This is a genomic window from Microbacterium sp. SZ1 (assembly GCF_002362255.1).
Lineage (GTDB): Bacteria > Actinomycetota > Actinomycetes > Actinomycetales > Microbacteriaceae > Microbacterium.
The window spans coordinates 222,410-239,486 of the sequence record NZ_LPVV01000004.1 but is presented as its reverse complement, the minus strand read 5'-3'; the positions used below and the strand labels follow the sequence as shown (position 1 = coordinate 239,486).

The following is a 17,077-nucleotide window of genomic DNA, read 5'->3' as shown; positions in this document are numbered from 1 at the left end:
GACCCGGGGCCTGCGGCCATCGCGCAACCCCCTTCGATGTCGGAATCGCCGCGACGTAGCCTGATTTCATGGACGGGTTCGCGGCGGTCGACTTCGGGTTCGCCCGAGAGGTGCTACAGCGCGGCATCGCGGCGCTGTACCTCGTCGCCTTCGTCTCGACGCTTAACCAGTTCCGGCCCCTGCTCGGCGAGCACGGCCTGCTCCCGGTGCCGACGCTGCTCGACTGGGTCGGCGACAAGCCGTCACGACGGCGGATGCTGCATCCCACCCTCTTCCTCCGCATCCGCTACACCGATCGGCGTCTGGTCGCGCTGAGCTGGTGCGGCATCGCGGTCTCCGCGCTGCTCGTGCTCGGCATCCCGCAGCTCGCGCCGCCGTGGGTGCCGATGATCGCGTTCCTCGCACTGTGGATCGGGTACATGTCGATCGTGAGCATCGGGCAGACGTTCTACTCCTTCGGGTGGGAGATGCTGCTGCTCGAGGCGGGGTTCCTCGCGGCGTTCCTCGGGTCGTACGACCAGCCGCCTCCGACGGTCGTGATCGTGCTGTTCTGGTGGCTGCTTTTCCGGGTCGAGTTCGGGGCCGGCATGATCAAGATCCGCGGCGGTCGCGAATGGCGAGACCTCACCGCGCTCATGTACCACCATGAGACGCAGCCGATGCCCGGACCGCTGAGCCGTCAGGCGCACCTGCTGCCGACCTGGTTCCACCGGGCGGAGGTCGTCGGCAACCATCTCGCGCAGCTCGTCGTGCCGTTCTTCGTGTTCGCTCCGCTGCTGTCGATCTGGGTGCCGGGGCCCGTGCCGCAGATCATCGGAACGACGGCTGCGCTCATCATGATCGCGACCCAGCTGTGGCTCGTCGCGACCGGGAACTTCGCGTGGCTGAACTGGGTGACGATCGTGATCGCGTTCTCCGCGGTAGCGCTTCCCGGCGTCGGCTCGGCGGAGGAGGCGACGAGCGCGGCGTGGCCCGGCATCCCGCTGTACTGGTTCGTGATCACGGCGGCCGTCGGCGTGCTCGTGGCTGTGCTGAGCTGGCCGGCTCTGCGGAACCTGTTCGCTCGACGGCAGCTCATGAACGCGAGCTTCAACCGGTGGCAGATCGCCAATGCGTACGGCGCGTTCGGAACCGTCACGAAGGAGCGGATCGAACTCGTGGTCGAGGGCTCGCTCGACGACGACGCGCTGCTCTGGCGGGAGTACGAGTTCAAGGGCAAACCCGGCGATGTGCGGCGAATGCCCCGTCAGTTCGCGCCGTACCACCTGCGTCTGGACTGGCTGATGTGGTTCCTGCCGCTCGGGCGCTCGCTCGACGACTGGTTCACCGTGTTCCTGCTGCGGCTGCTCGAAGCGGATGCGCCGACGCTGGCGCTGCTGCGCTCCGATCCCTTCGACGGCGAGCGACCCCGGTGGGTGCGGGCGGTGTCGTACCGGTACCGCTTCGCGACCCGCGCCGAGCGCCGCGCGCACGGCGTGCGATGGATGCGGACTCGGCAGCGCGTGGTGCTCGGTCCGCTCGGGTTGCGGTGAGCCCGCGGCATCCGCTCCGCTCGGTTGACACCTGCTGCCGCAACTCCTCAGGAATTCCGACACGAGGTGCCAACTCGAGTTCGCGTGCGCGCAGCTCGGTTGGCACCTCCCGTCGCAATTCCTCAAGAATTCCGACACGAGGTGCCAACCGAAGGGCGGGGCACGACCAGATCAACTGATCTTCTTCCTGTACGTCACGATCGCGAGCACATAGGCCACGACCAGGATGCCGACGCACCAGGCGAGCGCGATCCAGATGTCGTCGCCGACGGGTTGCTCGGCGAACAGCGCCTGGAGCGTGTTCACGATCGACGTGACGGGCTGGTTCTCGGCGAACCAGCGCACCGGTCCCGGCATGGTGTCGGTCGGCACGAACGCCGAGCTGATGAAGGGCAGGAAGATCAGCGGGTACGAGAACGCGCTCGCTCCGTCGACCGTCTTGGCGCTGAGTCCCGCGATGATCGCCAGCCACGTGAGCGCCAGGGTGAACAGCAGGAGGATGCCGATGGCGCCGAGCCACGCGAGCACGCCCGCTCCGGTGCGGAATCCCATCAGGAACCCGACTCCGAAGATGATCGCGAGGGTGATCGCGTTCGCGGTGAGCGACGTCAGCACGTGCGCCCAGAGCACGCTGGACCGCGCGATCGGCATGGAGTGGAAGCGCTCGAAGATGCCGCTCTGCATGTCGGTGAACAGCCGGAACGCCGTGTAGGCGATGCCGGATGCGATCGCGATCAGCAGGATGCCGGGAAGCAGATAGTTCACGTAGTTCTCGGAGCCGGTGCTCGTGCGCAGCGCCCCTCCGAACACGTACACGAACAGGAGCATCAGGGCGATCGGGGTGACCGCCGTGGTGATGATCGTGTCGGGGCTGCGGAAGATATGCCGCATCGAGCGGCCGGTGAGGGTCGCCGTGTCTGCGGCGAAGTGCGTGGTCATGCTGCGTGTCCTTTCGTGTCGTCTCGCTCCGGCCGCTCGACGACCGATCCGGACGGGCCGATGAGGGTGAGGAAGATCTCCTCGAGGGTGGGCTGCTTCTCGACGTACTCGACGGTCGCGGGAGGCAGCAGGGCCTTCAGCTCGCCGAGCGTGCCGTTCGCGATGATGCGGCCCTCGTGCAGGATGCCGATGCGGTCGGCGAGGTGCTCGGCCTCGTCGAGGTACTGCGTGGTGAGCAGCACGGTCGTTCCCGTGTTCGCGAGCTCCTTGACGACGGTCCACACCTCGATGCGCGCCTCGGGGTCGAGTCCGGTGGTGGGCTCGTCGAGGTAGATGACCTCGGGGTCGCCGACCAGGCTCATCGCGATGTCGAGGCGTCGCCGCATGCCGCCGGAGTACGTGCCGACCTTGCGTGCTCCGGCATCCGTCAGACGGAAGATCGCGAGCAGCCGGTCGGCGACATCGCCCGGGTGCGGCAGGTGGCGCAGCTTGGCGACGAGCACCAGGTTCTCGCGTCCGGTGAGGATCTCGTCGACCGCGGCGAACTGCCCGGTGAGGCTGATGGACTCGCGCACCCGCAGCGGCTCTGCGGCGACGTCGAATCCCTGGACGACGGCGGTTCCGGCATCCGCTCTGAGCAACGTCGAGAGGATGCGGACCATCGTCGTCTTGCCTGCGCCGTTCGAGCCGAGGAGGGCGAAGATCGACCCCTTCTCGACCTCGAAGTCGACGCCCCGCAGCACGGGCAGGTCGCGATAGGACTTCTCGATGCCGCGGACGCTGACGGCTGGTGCGTTCATGAGCGGTGCTCCTTCTTTTTCGCGTCGTCGACCGCCTCGATCAGGCGGGCGCGTTCCTTGTCGACCCACTGGGTGCCGCCGTACGCCTCGGCGTAGCTCTCGGCGTACTCGACGGGGTCGTCTCCGACGATGTCGGCGATGGGGGTTCCGTCGACGGCTGCGCGCTCCCAGAGGTCGGCGAGGTCGAGGAAGATCCGCACGAGGGTGTCGCCGTCGGTGATCCCGCCGTAGTACATGGTGTAGCGGTGCTGCGCGTTCGCGACGGTGCGGTAGGGCTCGGGCAGGGCCTCGATGCGCTTCTTCGCATCGCGGTACTGCTTCTTCTGCTCGAGCGATCCGGTGATGAATTCGAGCCACTTGGCGGCCATGTCAGTTCTCCTTGTTCGTGGTGCTGTTCGGGGTGTTCGTGGTGTTCGAGGGGGTGCTGTTCAGCTGGTCGATGCGCTGCGCGAGAAAGGTCCAGGTGGTCCAGAACTCCTCGAGCTCCTGGGTGCCGGCGGAGTTGAGGGAGTACACCTTGCGGGGCGGGCCCTTCTCGCTCGGCACCTTCTCGACGTCGACGAGCTTCTTCTGCTCGATCCGCACGAGGAGGGCGTAGATCGTCCCCTCGGCGATGTCGGTGAATCCGTGATCGCGCAGTCGCGCGGTGATCTCGTATCCGTAGGCCGGCTGCTCGGCGAGGAGGGCCAGGACGATGCCCTCCAGAGTGCCTTTGAGCATCTCGGTCATCTGCTTGCCCATGACGCTCCCTTCTATCGCTCGGTACTCAGTGATGCTGGGTACCGGTACAAAGTAACACTGAGTACCGGTACTTAGCAACAATGAATACCGAGATTCTTCCCGGGCGTCGTGTCGCAGTTCGTGCCGCCTGACGAGCTCGCAGACGGCATGAACTGCCACGGCCGCGCGGGGCGATCGCCGCGACAGGGCGAAGGAAGGATCGCGTAGGTCAGACGAGGCGTGCGGCGGCGACCCGCGCCTCGAGCAGCGGCAGCGCGCGCGATGCGGCAGGGCGGATGCCGAGGGTCGCGGCGAGCCCGAGCGCGAGCGCGGCGTGACCGGCGGCGTTCGGGTGGAAGGGGTCGTTCATGAGACCCCACGGCACGCCGCCTCCCCCGATCTCGGTGAAGCGGGCGTTCTGGTCTACGAGGATGACGTCGTCTGCCGCCGCGGCGGCGCGCACGACATCCGAGAACTCCGCGATCCGCTCCCGACCCGGAGCGTTCGCGGTGTCGATCGACGGCGGTGTCTGCAGCACCGGGATCGCGCCGAGCTCGCGCACCCGCGCCACGAACTCGCGCAGGGATGCCGTGAACGCGGCGGGCTCGACGTGGGGGCTGCCCGGCAGCGTCGACATGTCGTTCGTGCCGATCATGAGCGTGACGACATCGGGACGCCACGCCGAGACGCGCCGCTCGAAGTCGCCGAGGATGTCAGGCAGTCGGTGTCCGCTGATCGCCGAGTTCACGACGATGTCGCGCGTGCGCCCGAGCTCGCCGCGGATCAGCTCATGCAGGTGCTCGGCGTAGCTGCGCGCACCCTGGGTGTGCACGAGTCCGTGCGTGATCGAGTCGCCGGTGATGACCCAGTTCAGCGGCTCGGGGCCGGCGAGCAGGTCGGCGAGGCGGGCGAGGTCGGATGCTGCGGAGCTCACGCTCCGACCCTACCGGTCCTCGTCGTCCATGCGCCGGCGCCCCTCCTGGTTGCCGAGGCCCCCCTTCAGCGACGTGACTCAGGCGGGGCGTCGGCGACCGGCAGGGGCGTCGACGCAGAAAGGGGAAGGAAGGGGATGCCGTCAGAGCCAGCGCTTGTACTTGAACACCCCGTACAGCCCGACCGCGAAGGCCGCCATCGCGCCGATCGCCATCGGGTATCCGAAGGTCCACTGCAGTTCCGGCATCCCCTCGAAGTTCATCCCGTAGACGGTGCCGACGAGTGTCGGGGCGAAGATGATGGCCGCCCACGACGAGATCTTCTTGATCTCGTCGTTCTGCGCGAGCCCCGCCTCCGACTGTCGCCGCGCGACGAGCGCCGACTGCACGGTGAGCGCGTTCTCGAGGATCGCCCGGAACGAGTCGATCTTCTCCTGCACGCGGATGACGTGGTCGAGCACGTCGCGCAGCGACCGCTGCAGTTCCTCGTCGATGCGGTACTTGTCGGATCCTCGACGCAGCCACTGCAGCATCCCGGCCAGCGGGTGCACGGCGCGCTGGAAGCCGATCACCTCGCGCGAGAGCTCGTAGATGCGTCGGGAGAGGGCGTCGTCGTCGCTGTCGCCGAACAGCTGGTCCTCGATCTCGTCGATGTCGTTCTCGAGTCCGGCGACGATCGGCTCGTACTCGTCGACGACCTCGTCGAGGATGGCGTACAGCACGGCCTCCGGCCCCATCGCGAGCAGCTCGGGGTTCGCCTCCATCCGCCGCCGAACGGCGGCGAGGTTCGGCGACTCGGCGTGCCGGATGGTCACGACGAAGTCGGGTCCGATGAACAGGTGCAGTTCGCCGAACTCGATCGACTCCTCCTTGTCGCGATAGCGTGCCGGCCGCAGCACGGCGAACAGGGTGTCGCCGTAGCGCTCGACCTTCGAGCGCTGGTGCCCGGAGAGCGCATCCTCGACGGCGAGCGGATGCAGGTCGAACTCGCGCGCGACCGATTCGACCTCCTGCGGGCTCGGGCGGTACAGCCCGATCCAGGCGATGCCGCCGAGCGCGCCGAGGGTGCGCGACGTGTCGTCGAGGTTGTGCAGGGTCTCCACGCGACGTCCGTGGACGTACACGCCGTTGTCGATGAGGGCCATGATGCGGCCTCCGTTCTCGCAGGCGCTCGCCGCGAAGGGTCGGCGGCGTGCGCAGGAATCGTCAGGGGCGGATGACGCCGCCGACGCTGCGGAGGAGAACGGTCGGTGCGGAGCCGGAGCTCAACGCACGGATGCCGTCAGACGCGACGCAACGAAGGCGGCGTCGCTACTATCACCGGACATCGCCATCACCGCCTCTCGCATCTGGGGCCACGTGACCCGATCGCCCAGCATACTCCCGCATCCCGGACGTGTGATGCGTGATGTGTGCGGTGCCCGCTCCGAGGCGCCTCCCGTCGCACTCCGTGCCGCCTGCGTCAGGTGTCGACGGCACGAACTGCGACGGGAATGGGCATCGATCAGCCCAGGGTGACGACCTGCCCGCCCGAGGCGGCGGACGCCTGCGCGGCCTTCACGATCTCTACGGTGCGGATGCCGACGCCGGCGTCGGGCTGCGGCTGCCGCCCCTCGCGCACGGCGGCGACGAACTCGTCGAGCAGCAGCGCGTCGAGATCGGCACCGACCGGCGTCCACGTCTCGCCGCTCGCGTCGTGCCCGGCGACGCCCTTCGCGAACGGGCTCACGGTGACGGTGCCGCGCTCGGCGACGACCTGCAGCGTCACCCCGCCCCACGTCGGCGAGCTCATCGGCCAGCTCCACGAGCAGTCGATCGTCGCGATCACGCCGCTCGGGTAGCCGATCGTGACGAGCCCGCCCGTCTCGACGGCAAGGTCGCGCTGCGCGTGCAGGATGCCGTTCGACACGGCCCTGACCGACGAGGCCCGCTCGCCGAGCAGCTCGTCGAGCAGGTCGGCGCAGTGCACGACGTGGTCGACGAGCGCGCCCCCGCCCGCGAGGTCCGGATCGGTGAACCAGGCGCGGTCCCCCGGCAGCTTGCCGTTGTTGACGCCGGTGACGGAGAGGATGCGTCCCAGTCGTCCCGCGCGCAGCTCGGCGAGGGCGTCCCGCACCACGGGGGAGAACCGCACGGGGTAGGCGACCATGAGGATCACACCCGCCTCGTCGCACGCGCGCTGCATCGCGACCGCGTCGTCGACGGTCGTTGCGAGCGGCTTCTCGCACAGCACGTGCGCACCGGCGCTCGCCGCCCGTTCGACGAGCTCACGATGCCGCGAGTTCTCGGCCGCGATCACGACGGCATCCGGCTTCCACGCGAATGCGGTGTCGTAGTCGTCGACGTAGGAGACACCCAGCTCGGCGGCGAGGTCGGCGCCGCGCAGCGCATCGTCGGGCGCAGAGGCGCCGTCGGGGTCGGTGGCGATGAGCTCGACCCCGGGCATCGCCTGCAGCGCGTGCACGTAGCTGAGGGCGTGCGTGTGGGCGAACGAGAGCACGGCGATGCGCAGCGGAGCGGTCATCGGACGACCTCCTCGGACGAGACGACGGCGACCGGGGCGCCGGACGCGATCGACGCCATCGCCGCCTCCGCCACGGCCACCGCACGGATGCCGTCGGCGGGGTCCACCCGCGCGTCCCTGTGCTCGCGCACGGCGGCGATGAAGTCGGCGATCTCGGCGTAGTACGGGCTCTCCTGCGGCGACATCGGCGGCAGGTAGTCGGTCGCCGTGTCGTCGAGCACGGCATCCGTGCGCTGGGTGCGGTCCTCGGCGCTGTCGTACCGCACGCGCCCCTCGGACCCGGCCACCTCGACGCTCGTGCGGAACGGCATGCCGGGGAGCCCCCAGCTCGCGTGCACGTGGCTGATCACACCGCTGCGGTGCGTGAGCACGACGTGCGACGACACGGGCACCGGCACGCGATCGTCGACCGTCGGCGGGTTCTGCACCGCGTAGACGGTGTCGACGGGGCCGGCGAACCACAGCGCCTGGTCGAGGTCGTGGATCATGAGGTCGCGGATGACGCCTCCGCCCGCCCGCTCCGAGAAGAACCAGGGCGACTGGGGTGCGGACCCGGTGCGGCTGAACCGCTGCACGGCGATCTCGCCGATGCGGCCGGCGTCGACGGTATCCTTGATCGCCGCGTACTCGGCCATGTACCGCACGACGTGGGCGGGGAAGAGCCGCACGCCCGCCTCCTCGGCGGCGGCTGCGACCTGCGCGGCGGCTTCGGCCGTCGCGGCCAGCGGCTTCTCGCAGATCACGTCGCGTCCGCTGGCGATCGCGCGCAGCGCGAAGTCGGCGTGCGTGCCGCTGGGCGTGACGATGTCGACCAGGTCGACCAGGTCGATGAGCGCGTCGACGTCGGCGACGACCTCGAAGCCGTATTCGGCGGCGATCTCCTCCGCCCCGTCGAGCGAGGTCACGTATCCGCGGGCGCCGAGGGCCCGCCAGGCGTCGGCGTGGACGCGCGAGATGCCTCCGGCGCCGATGAGTCCGACCGTCAGCGTGCTCACTGCTTCTCCTCTGCGGGGTGGGTCGCCGACTCGGGGGTCAGCGGGGTGATGGGCGGCACCGGCATGTCGTCGATGCCGTAGATGCTCGCGGCGTGACGGCGGAACGCGTGCACGACGGCGCCGTGAGCGGCGGCCTCGGCGCCCAGCCGCGCTTCGGCCACGGGCACTTGAAACGGGAGTCCGAGATGGCCGGGCAGGGCGGCCCGCAGCGGGTCGAGCAGCTGCTCGTGCGCGGCCGACAGTCCGCCGCCGATCACGATCATGGCCGGATCGACGGTCATGATGAGGGTCGCGATGCCGTGGGCGAGCTCGTCGATGAAGGCGTCCAGCTCGTGCTGCGCGTCGGCGTCGCCCGAGCGGGCGAGGGCGAAGACCTCGGCGGCGGATCCCGCGGTGCGCCACGTGATCTGACCCGTCTCGGTGTTCAGCCCGCGGAACGCGAGGCGCCCGATGTCGCCGGCGGCGTTGTGGATGCCGCGACGCGGCCGACCGCCCAGGATGAGCCCCATCGAGATGCGGTTGCCGACCGACAGGTAGACGACGTCGTCGACGAGCTGGGCGACGCCGAGGTGGTGTTCGGCGACCGCGGCGAGACGCACGCCGTTGTCGACGGACACGGGGCAGCCGAAGGCCTGGTGCAGCTGCGCGCCGATGTCGACGCCCGACCACTCGGGGATCACGACCGACATCACGACGCGGCCCGCGTCGTCGACGAGACCGGGGAGCGAGACTCCGATCGCGCGCACCCGCGATGCGGGAACCGAGGCGGCGGCGAGCGTCCGGCGGACGTCCTCGATCACGGCGGCGAGCTTGGCGGCGCCGTCGCTCTGCGCGGCGACCCCGGCGAAGGCCTGCTGGGCGATCACGCGGCCGGTGAGGTCGGCGAGGATGACGCGCACGCTGGCCACGCCGATGTCGATGCCGACCACCGTGCCGGCTGCCGCATGGAAGGAGTAGTGGCGCGCGGGGCGTCCGGCACCGGCCGACGGTGCGGCCGAGCCCTCGACGATGAGCCCCGACTCGCTGAGGGTGGCGACCGCGTTCTCGACGGAGGTGCGGGAGACCTCGAGCGAGCGTGCGATCTCGTTCACCGTGGCGGCGCCCGCGTCTCGCAGGTGCTGCGCCGAGCGGGCGACGATCGACAGCTGGGTCGGCACGACCATGTGCGGCCTCCTTCTCGTCGTCGCGGGGTGCGATCAAAATAGCACACCGCATTCTCAAATCAAGATCAGTCGTTTCCTCCCGGAAACACGGCTGTAACAACAGCTTGAGAAGTTGTACTTGACTAATTATCCCAACCCGATGTCATAATAAACCGTACTCAGCACGGTATGAGCAAAGGAGCACCATGCGCGTCAGCAAGTTCACCGGCGTCGCCGCGGGCATCGCGGCCGCCACCCTGTTGGCCGGATGTTCGGCCGGCGGAGGCACCACCGCAGAGGGCGAGCAGGACATCACTGTCTGGCTGTACCCGGTCATCGCCGACGAGGCGGCTCACAAGGAGTTCTGGGACTCCACGATCGCCGACTTCGAGAAGGAGAACGAGGGGATCAACGTCTCCTACGAGATCTTCCCGTGGGCGAACCGCGACGAGGCGCTGCAGACGGCCATCGCCGCGGGCAAGGGTCCGGACGTCGTCTACCTGATCCCCGATCAGCTCGCCGCGTACCAGAAGTCGATCGCACCGCTGAACGATCTGCTCAGTGAGCAGCGCCAGGACGATCTGCTCCCGAACGTCAAGGACTCCGTCACGATCGACGGCGACATCCTCGGCGCCCCCATCCTCACGAGCGCGCAGCCGCTCATCTGCAACGCCGCCGCGTTCGAGGCGGCCGGCGTCACCGAGTACCCCGAGACGTGGGACGACATCGTCGACATCGCCCCGAAGTTCACGGCGGCCGACATGTACGTGCTGAACTACCCCGCCTCGGCCGAGAACACCCTCAACCTCACCTTCTACCCGCTGCTGTGGCAGGCGGGCGGCGCGGTATACACCGACGAGGGCGAGGTGGGGTTCGACAGCAAGGCGGGCGAGGAGGCACTGACCTTCATCACCGACCTCGCCGCGGCCGGCGCGCTCGACCCCGAGGCGCTCACCACCAACGTCCCGCTCGAGCAGACCGCGATCGCCCAGGGCAAGGTCGCGTGCACCTGGAACAACGGCGTGACCGAGGTCGCACCGTTCTGGGGCGAGGAGAACGTCAAGGTGCTCGCACCGCTCACCGACGAAGAGTCGGTGGCGTACGGAACGGTCGGCTCGCTCTCGGTGCTCAAGGGCTCGAAGGCGCAGGATGCCGCGGCGGCCTTCGCCGAGTACGCGACGAGCGCCGATGTCGTCGAGCCGTACCTGACGGCGGCCGGCTACTTCTCGGCTCTCAGCACCACGGAGCCGCTGTACGCCGACGACCCGCTGCTCGGCGAGGTCGAGAAGTACGTCCCCGACACGACAGTGGGCGAGCTGAATGCGAGCTCCCGCGCGCTGATGGGCGTACTCGCGCCCGAGATCCAGGCGGCGCTGCTCGGCCAGAAGTCGCCGGCCGATGCGCTGAAGGATGCCGCGAGCGCGGCCGCCCCGCTCATCAAGTAGCCCCCATCGGGGGTGCGCGACGATCGCCGTGCACCCCCGTCCCCCTTCCATCACCGAGGTGAGGTCTCCTGATGACGACGGCAACCATCGCGAAGCGACCACCGGGTCGGGTGGCGCGGGTGCTGGCCAGGCGCGAGGGGCGCGTGGCGTTCCTGTTCGTGCTCCCCGCGTTCCTGCTCTTCATTGCGTTCCGGTTCGGTCCGAGCATCGCCGGGGTCGCGTTGAGCTTCTTCGACTACGACATCTCCGGCGAGGTGGCGTGGCGGGGTCTCGATCACTTCCAGCGTCTCGTCGCCGATCCGCTGTTCTGGCGGGCGATGGGCACCACCCTCATCTACACGGTCTTCGCGGTTCCGATCTCGCTGGCGCTGTCGACGATCATGGCGCTCGGCGTGCGGCGCGCGTTCCGCGGCGCACGGTTCTTCCGCTCGATCTTCTTCCTGCCGGTCATCACCTCGCTCGTGCTCGCCGGGAGTATCTTCGTCTGGATCTTCTCGAGCAACGGCCCCTGGTCGCAGCTCATGGCTCCGCTGGGACTCGGCGGTTCGTGGCTCGGCAGCACCGTGCTCGTCATCCCCGCGATCGTCGTCGTGGGCGTCTGGTCGCGGTTCGGCTACGGGATGATGATCGTCATCGCCGCGCTGCAGGATGTGCCTCGGGAGCTCGAGGAGGCCGCGCTGGTCGACGGCGCGAACGCGTGGAACCGCTTCCGGTACATCGTGTTCCCGTACCTGCGCCCCACCTTCTTCTTCCTCGCGGTGATCGAGACGACCGCGGCCTTCCAGGTCTTCGACGTCATCTACGTCATGACCCAGGGCGGTCCAGCGAACGCCAGCTACTCGCTCGTCTACCTGCTGTACGACCAGGGCTTCCGGTACTTCGACTACGGCTATGCGGCCGCGGTCGGCGTCGCCCTGTTCATCATGACCCTCGCGGTCGCCCTCATCCAGCGCCTCGTGATCGGAAAGCAGAAATGACCGCCCTGATCCAGCCGCCCACGCAGACGCCGGTCTCGGCGCCCCCGAAGAAGCCGGCCGCGCCGCGCCGCCATCGGTCGTTCCGAGCCCTCGAACCGAGCCGCATGGGTGTGGTCGTGCGGTGGATCTGGTTGAGCATCGCCGGCATCCTGAGCTTCTTCCCCTTCTACGCGATGGTCGTGCTGAGCCTCAAGCCGGGGCTGGTGGTCGAGCTCCCCGGCTCGCTGCTGCCGTGGACCGACATCTCGTTCGAGTCGTACGAGCAGGTGCTCGGCGGCCAGAACATCCTCGGCTGGCTGTGGAACACGGTCATCTACTCCCTCGTGTCGGTGGTGGCCGTGCTGTTCCTCTCGGCGATGGCCGGATACGCCTTCGCCAAGAAGCGGTTCGCCGGCAAGGAGGTGATGTTCTGGTCGTTCCTCGCGATGGTGATGGTGCCGTTCCACGTCACCCTCATCCCGACCTTCATCCTCATGGCGAATCTGGGCGGCATCGACACCTACTGGGGCCTCATCCTGCCGACGCTCGCCAATGCGCAGGCCGTGTTCCTCATGCGGCAGTTCATCCAGGGGCTGCCCGACGAGCTCTTCGAGGCCGCCGGCATCGACGGCGCAGGCGAGTTCCGGATCTTCCTGCGCATCGTGCTGCCGTTGTGCAAGCCGATTCTCGCGACCCTCGGCATCTTCGTGTTCCTCTGGCACTGGAACGACTTCCTGTGGCCGCTCATCATCGCGAAGTCCAACTCGATGTTCACGCTCACCGTCGGCATCTCGTCTCTGCAGCAGCAGAACGTGCCGCTGAGCACCATGCTCGCCGGATCCGTCGTCGCACTGCTGCCCATCTTCCTCGCCTACCTCATCGCCCAGAGGTACGTGCAGGAGGGCGTCACCGGCACGGGCATCAAGGGCTGAGAAGAAAGGGAATCACCACGTGACTCAGCACGCATTCACCTCGGAGGCGCAGCTCGAGGAGGTCCTCTCGACACCCTCTGACGCGCTCATCGCCGATCTGGCCCAGGGCTCGGGCGACCTCGTCATCCTCGGCGCAGGCGGCAAGATGGGCCCGACCCTCGCGATGCTCGCGCGTCGGGGCATGGACGCCGCAGGGCGGGAGAAGGATGCCGTCTACGCGGTGTCGCGGTTCGGCGACGCCGAGATCCGCGAGCGCCTCGACGCTACCGGTGTCATCGTCGTGCCGTTCGACCTCATCGAGAACGACGACTTCAGCGGCCTTCCCGACGCCCCGAACGTCGTGTTCATGGTGGGGGCCAAGTTCGGGGCGGCGACCAATGCGTCATGGGCGTGGGAGGTCAACGCCGCTCTGCCCGACCGCGTCGCTCGGCGCTACCGCGACAGCGCCATCTCGGTGCTCTCGACCGGCAACGTGTATCCGTTCGTGCCCGCCGCGTCCGGCGGCGCCTCCGAGCAGCTGACGCCGGCGCCGATCGGCGAGTACGCGCAGTCGTGCCTCGGGCGCGAACGCGTCTTCGAGTTCGGCGCGCAGGAGCGCGGCACCCGCGTGGCGATCATCCGACTCAACTACGCGATCGACCTGCGCTACGGGGTGCTCGCCGACATCGGCAGCGCCGTGCATGCGGGTCAGCCCGTGTCTCTCGCGACGGCGAACGTCAACGTGGTGTGGCAGGGGTATGCGAACGAGGTCGTGCTGCGCAGCCTCGTGCACGCCTCGACCGACCCGTTCACCATCAACCTGACCGGTCCCGAACTGCTGAGCGTCGAGTCGATCGCCCGGCGCTTCGGCGAGCTGTTCGAGCGCGAGGTGACGCTCGTCGACGAGCCGCAGCCGACCGCGCTCCTCAGCGACGCCCGCCGCTGCATGGCGCTGTTCGGCTACCCGTCCGTCGCCGCCGAGACGCTGATCGGTCTGCAGGCCGAGTGGATCACCGCCGGACTTCCGATGATCGCCAAGCCCACGAAGTGGGCCGTGCGGGACGGCAGGTTCTGATGCGCGGGTACGCTGCGCACGCCTCGACCGTGCCGGTGCTCCGCGCGGAGGCCGCCGCGACCCTCGCGCAGGGGGCCGTGATCCCGGCGCATCCGCTCGCCCTGACCGCCGATCGCACGCTCGACGAGCGCCGCCAGCGCGCTCTGACCCGGTACTACCTGGATGCGGGAGCCGGCGGCCTCGCGGTGGGCGTGCACACGACCCAGTTCGAGATCCGCGACCCCGAGCATGCTCTGTTCGAGCCGGTGCTCGCGCTCGCGGCGGAGGAGATGGACGCACGGGCCGACTCCGGTGTCGTGCGCATCGCCGGCGTGGCCGGCGACACCGCGCAGGCCGTCGCCGAGGCCGAGCTCGCGCGCTCTCTCGGCTACGACGCGGTGCTCGTGAGCCCGCGGGTCGCCGGCGCCGACGATCGGGCTCTGCTCGACCGGGCGCGCGCGGTGGGCGAGGTGCTGCCGATCGTCGGCTTCTACCTGCAGACCGCGATCGGCGGTCCTGTGCTCGATCGGCAGTTCTGGCGCGAGTTCGCCGCGATCCCCGCGGTCGTGGCGGTCAAGGCCGCGCCGTTCGACCGGTACCGCACCCTGGAGCTGGTGCGCGGCGTCGCCGCCTCCGGCCGCGCCGACGAGATCGCCCTGTACACGGGCAACGACGACGCGATCGTCGCCGACCTGCTGTCGGAGTTCCACGTCGAGTCGCCGGACGGCCCGCGCACGCTGCGCTTCGTCGGCGGGCTGCTGGGGCAATGGGCCGTGGGTACCAAGGCCGCGGTCGACCTGCTCGCCCGGGCGAGGACGGCGATGGAGGGGGATGCCGTCGCCTATCGCGAACTGGGGCTCGTCGCGTCCGACATGGTCGATGTGAACCAGGCCGTGTTCGATCCGGGCAACGACTTCCACGGCGTGATCGCCGGGGTGCACGAGCTGCTGCGCCAGCAGGGCCTGCTCGAGGGCACCTGGTGCCTCGATCCCGCCGAAGGGCTCTCGCCCGGGCAGGCCGAGGAGATCCGCCGCGTGCGCCTGGCCTACCCCGACCTGAACGACGACGCCTTCATCGCCGAGCACCTCGAGGCCTGGCTGGCATGAGCGCCGCACCGGTCGTCGTCGTGGCCGCTGTGCCGGCACCGCTGTTCGCCGAGCTGTTCTCGCGCGACGACGAGCAGCGCCTGCACGCCGCGGCACGCGCGCTCGGCGGTGCCTTCGCGCGGGTCGACGCACTCGACGACGCCCGACTCGACGATGCCCGACTCGACGATGCCCGCGTGGTGCTGACCAGCTGGGGCGCTCCGCCGTTCGACGAGGCGCTGCTCGCACGGCTCCCGAACCTGCAGGTCGTCGCGCACATCGGCGCATCGGTGAAGGCCTTCGCGACCGACGCGCTCTTCGACCGCGGCGTGGTCGTGACGCAGGCCGGTGCGGCGATGGCCCGACCGGTGGCCGAGGTGGCGCTGGCGTTCACGATGGCGCTGCTGCACCGCATCCCGAGCATGCACAACGCCCTGCGCGACTCGGCGGACTGGGACGACGCCGGTGCCGCTGGCCCGCAGCACGAGATCCTCGGGGCGCCGATCGCGGTGATCGGCGCCTCGCGCACGGGGCGCGCGTACCTCGAGCTCGTCCGGCTGCTCGGGGCCGAGCCCCTGCTCGTCGATCCGACCCTCGACGCCGCGCAGGCCGCTGTTCTCGGCGCCGAGCTGCTGCCGCTCGACGAGGCGCTGCGCCGAGCCCGCATCGTCGCGGTGCACGCGCCCACCCTGCCCGAGACCCGCCACCTCATCGGGCGACGCGAGCTCGCACTCATGCCAGACGGCGCCGGACTCGTGAACACGGCTCGTTCCTGGCTGGTCGACGAGGCGGCGCTGCTCGACGAGGTGCGCAGCGGACGCCTGAGTGCAGCGATCGACGTGTTCGACGAGGAGCCGCTGCCGGCCACCAGCCCCTTCCGCGGACTCCCGCACGTGCTGCTCACCCCGCACCGCGCCGCCGGCACGGTCGAGGGGCGTCTGCGCCAGGGCCGCATCGTGGCCGACGAGATCACCGCCTTCGCGGAGGGCCGGCCGCTGGTCGAAGCCGTCGATCGAGCCCGACTGGCGTCGATGGCATGACGACGTCGCCGCAGCGCGTGGCCTTCGCCGGTCTCGCGCACTCCCACCCCGACACGGATGCGACCCACGTCCGTGGACTCGGCGGCGAGGTCGTGGGCGTGCACGACGACGACCACGTCGCGGCGGCGGCTTTCGCGCGGCGGCACGGCACGGCATCCGTCGGCTCACCGGCCGACCTGCTCGCGCTCGGTCCGGATCTCGTGATCGCCACGCCGCGGACGCACGAGGCGGCGGCGCTGATCCGGGTGCTGCAGGACGGCGTGACACCCGTGTTCGTGAACAAGGTCGTGGCCGCCACCTCGGCGCAGCTCCACGAGTGGTCGGATGCCGCGGACCCCGCGCTCGTCGGAACGAGCTCGGTGCTGCGGTTCGCCCCCGCGCTCGCCGCGCTCCGCGCCGAGGTCGAGCACGCCGAGGTGCTCGCTGTGCGAGTGCGGGCGCAGCACGACGCGGCCGGGTTCCGTACGCCGGAGCGCAACTGGCAGGACGCGCCGGACCTCGGAGGCGGGATCCTGGCGACCGTGGGCGTGCACGCCTGGGAGATGGTCGACGTCGTGCTGCCCGGCGCGCGGCTGACCTCGGGCACCGGCTGGACGCGCCAGGCCGCGGGATCGCCGCACTCGGAGGATGTCGCGGGCCTCGACGTCCGCGTCTTCGTCGGCGGGCGCGAGCTGCCCGTGCAGGTGTCGCTGTCGGGGACCCCCGGTCCGGATGCCTATGCGATCGACGTCGTCACGACCGACGGGCTCCGCTCGTGCGTGCTCGATGTGGAGAACCCCCATGCTGCCCTCGGCTTCGAGGGACTGATCGGCGCTCTGCTCGATGCGAGTGCTGATCGACGCGTCGTCGCCCCGTGGCGTTCGGCGCAGGTCGTCGTCGAGAACACCGTGCGCGCAGCGCAGCTCGCGCGCTCCGGTGACGGCGGGGATTCGTGGTGACGCAGGAGATGTACCGGATGCCGCGTGCCGACCGGCCGGTCGCACGCCCGACAGCGGCGATGCC

General features: G+C 69.6%; 17 protein-coding genes. 8 read left to right on the top strand and 9 right to left on the bottom strand.

Annotation, left to right across the window (positions count from 1 at the left end):
* Positions 1-68 precede the first annotated feature (68 nt).
* Positions 69-1,532 (top strand): lipase maturation factor family protein, encoded by a 1,464-nt coding sequence (locus AUC47_RS04615; protein WP_096714028.1) that lies wholly within the window; start codon positions 69-71, stop codon positions 1,530-1,532.
* Between the two features lie 171 nt (positions 1,533-1,703).
* Here AUC47_RS04615 and AUC47_RS04610 read toward each other — a convergent pair whose 3' ends face one another.
* From AUC47_RS04610 to AUC47_RS04570, 9 genes are all read right to left on the bottom strand, one after another.
* Positions 1,704-2,471 (bottom strand): ABC transporter permease, encoded by a 768-nt coding sequence (locus AUC47_RS04610; RefSeq protein WP_096714027.1) that lies wholly within the window; start codon positions 2,469-2,471, stop codon positions 1,704-1,706.
* On the bottom strand, positions 2,468-3,271 hold the full coding sequence (locus AUC47_RS04605; protein ID WP_096714026.1) for an ABC transporter ATP-binding protein: 804 nt from the start codon (positions 3,269-3,271) through the stop codon (positions 2,468-2,470). Before AUC47_RS04605 ends, AUC47_RS04610 begins: the two co-directional genes overlap by 4 nt.
* Entirely contained in the window at positions 3,268-3,639 is a 372-nt protein-coding gene (locus AUC47_RS04600; RefSeq protein WP_096714025.1) for a DUF1048 domain-containing protein, read from the bottom strand. The genes AUC47_RS04605 and AUC47_RS04600 overlap by 4 nt, the downstream gene beginning before the upstream one ends.
* 1 nt (position 3,640) lies before the next feature.
* Positions 3,641-4,012, bottom strand: coding sequence for a PadR family transcriptional regulator (locus AUC47_RS04595; RefSeq protein ID WP_096714024.1), 372 nt, complete (start codon positions 4,010-4,012; stop codon positions 3,641-3,643).
* Between the two features lie 208 nt (positions 4,013-4,220).
* Entirely contained in the window at positions 4,221-4,925 is a 705-nt protein-coding gene (locus AUC47_RS04590; RefSeq protein ID WP_096714023.1) for an SGNH/GDSL hydrolase family protein, read from the bottom strand.
* A 141-nt stretch (positions 4,926-5,066) separates the two neighbouring features.
* Positions 5,067-6,068, bottom strand: coding sequence for a magnesium and cobalt transport protein CorA (locus tag AUC47_RS04585; RefSeq protein ID WP_096714022.1), 1,002 nt, complete (start codon positions 6,066-6,068; stop codon positions 5,067-5,069).
* 359 nt (positions 6,069-6,427) lie between these two features.
* Complete coding sequence (locus AUC47_RS04580; protein WP_096714021.1) at positions 6,428-7,447, bottom strand: Gfo/Idh/MocA family protein; 1,020 nt, start codon at positions 7,445-7,447, stop codon at positions 6,428-6,430.
* Complete coding sequence (locus AUC47_RS04575) at positions 7,444-8,442, bottom strand: Gfo/Idh/MocA family protein (RefSeq protein WP_096714020.1); 999 nt, start codon at positions 8,440-8,442, stop codon at positions 7,444-7,446. The genes AUC47_RS04580 and AUC47_RS04575 overlap by 4 nt, the downstream gene beginning before the upstream one ends.
* Positions 8,439-9,605, bottom strand: a complete 1,167-nt coding sequence (locus AUC47_RS04570; RefSeq protein ID WP_096714019.1) for an ROK family transcriptional regulator — start codon at positions 9,603-9,605, stop codon at positions 8,439-8,441. The genes AUC47_RS04575 and AUC47_RS04570 overlap by 4 nt, the downstream gene beginning before the upstream one ends.
* A 185-nt stretch (positions 9,606-9,790) precedes the next feature.
* Here AUC47_RS04570 and AUC47_RS04565 point away from each other — a divergent pair, with 185 nt between their 5' ends.
* The 7 genes from AUC47_RS04565 to AUC47_RS04535 all read left to right on the top strand — a co-directional run bounded on the left by AUC47_RS04565 (position 9,791) and on the right by AUC47_RS04535 (position 17,013).
* The gene (locus tag AUC47_RS04565; protein WP_096714018.1) at positions 9,791-11,029 is read left to right on the top strand and encodes an ABC transporter substrate-binding protein; all 1,239 of its coding nucleotides are present in this window, start codon (positions 9,791-9,793) and stop codon (positions 11,027-11,029) included.
* A gap of 71 nt (positions 11,030-11,100) precedes the next feature.
* Positions 11,101-12,006, top strand: coding sequence for a carbohydrate ABC transporter permease (locus AUC47_RS04560; protein ID WP_096714017.1), 906 nt, complete (start codon positions 11,101-11,103; stop codon positions 12,004-12,006).
* On the top strand, positions 12,003-12,917 hold the full coding sequence (locus tag AUC47_RS04555) for a carbohydrate ABC transporter permease (protein ID WP_096714016.1): 915 nt from the start codon (positions 12,003-12,005) through the stop codon (positions 12,915-12,917). Before AUC47_RS04560 ends, AUC47_RS04555 begins: the two co-directional genes overlap by 4 nt.
* A gap of 19 nt (positions 12,918-12,936) precedes the next feature.
* Positions 12,937-13,971 carry an NAD-dependent epimerase/dehydratase family protein gene (locus AUC47_RS04550; RefSeq protein WP_096714015.1) on the top strand — a complete coding sequence of 345 codons (1,035 nt, stop codon included), beginning with the start codon at positions 12,937-12,939 and terminating at the stop codon, positions 13,969-13,971.
* Entirely contained in the window at positions 13,971-15,056 is a 1,086-nt protein-coding gene (locus AUC47_RS04545) for a dihydrodipicolinate synthase family protein (protein ID WP_096714014.1), read from the top strand. The genes AUC47_RS04550 and AUC47_RS04545 overlap by 1 nt, the downstream gene beginning before the upstream one ends.
* Complete coding sequence (locus tag AUC47_RS04540) at positions 15,053-16,075, top strand: hydroxyacid dehydrogenase (RefSeq protein ID WP_096714013.1); 1,023 nt, start codon at positions 15,053-15,055, stop codon at positions 16,073-16,075. Before AUC47_RS04545 ends, AUC47_RS04540 begins: the two co-directional genes overlap by 4 nt.
* Positions 16,072-17,013 (top strand): hypothetical protein, encoded by a 942-nt coding sequence (locus tag AUC47_RS04535; RefSeq protein WP_096714012.1) that lies wholly within the window; start codon positions 16,072-16,074, stop codon positions 17,011-17,013. The genes AUC47_RS04540 and AUC47_RS04535 overlap by 4 nt, the downstream gene beginning before the upstream one ends.
* The last annotated feature ends 64 nt before the right edge of the window (positions 17,014-17,077 follow it).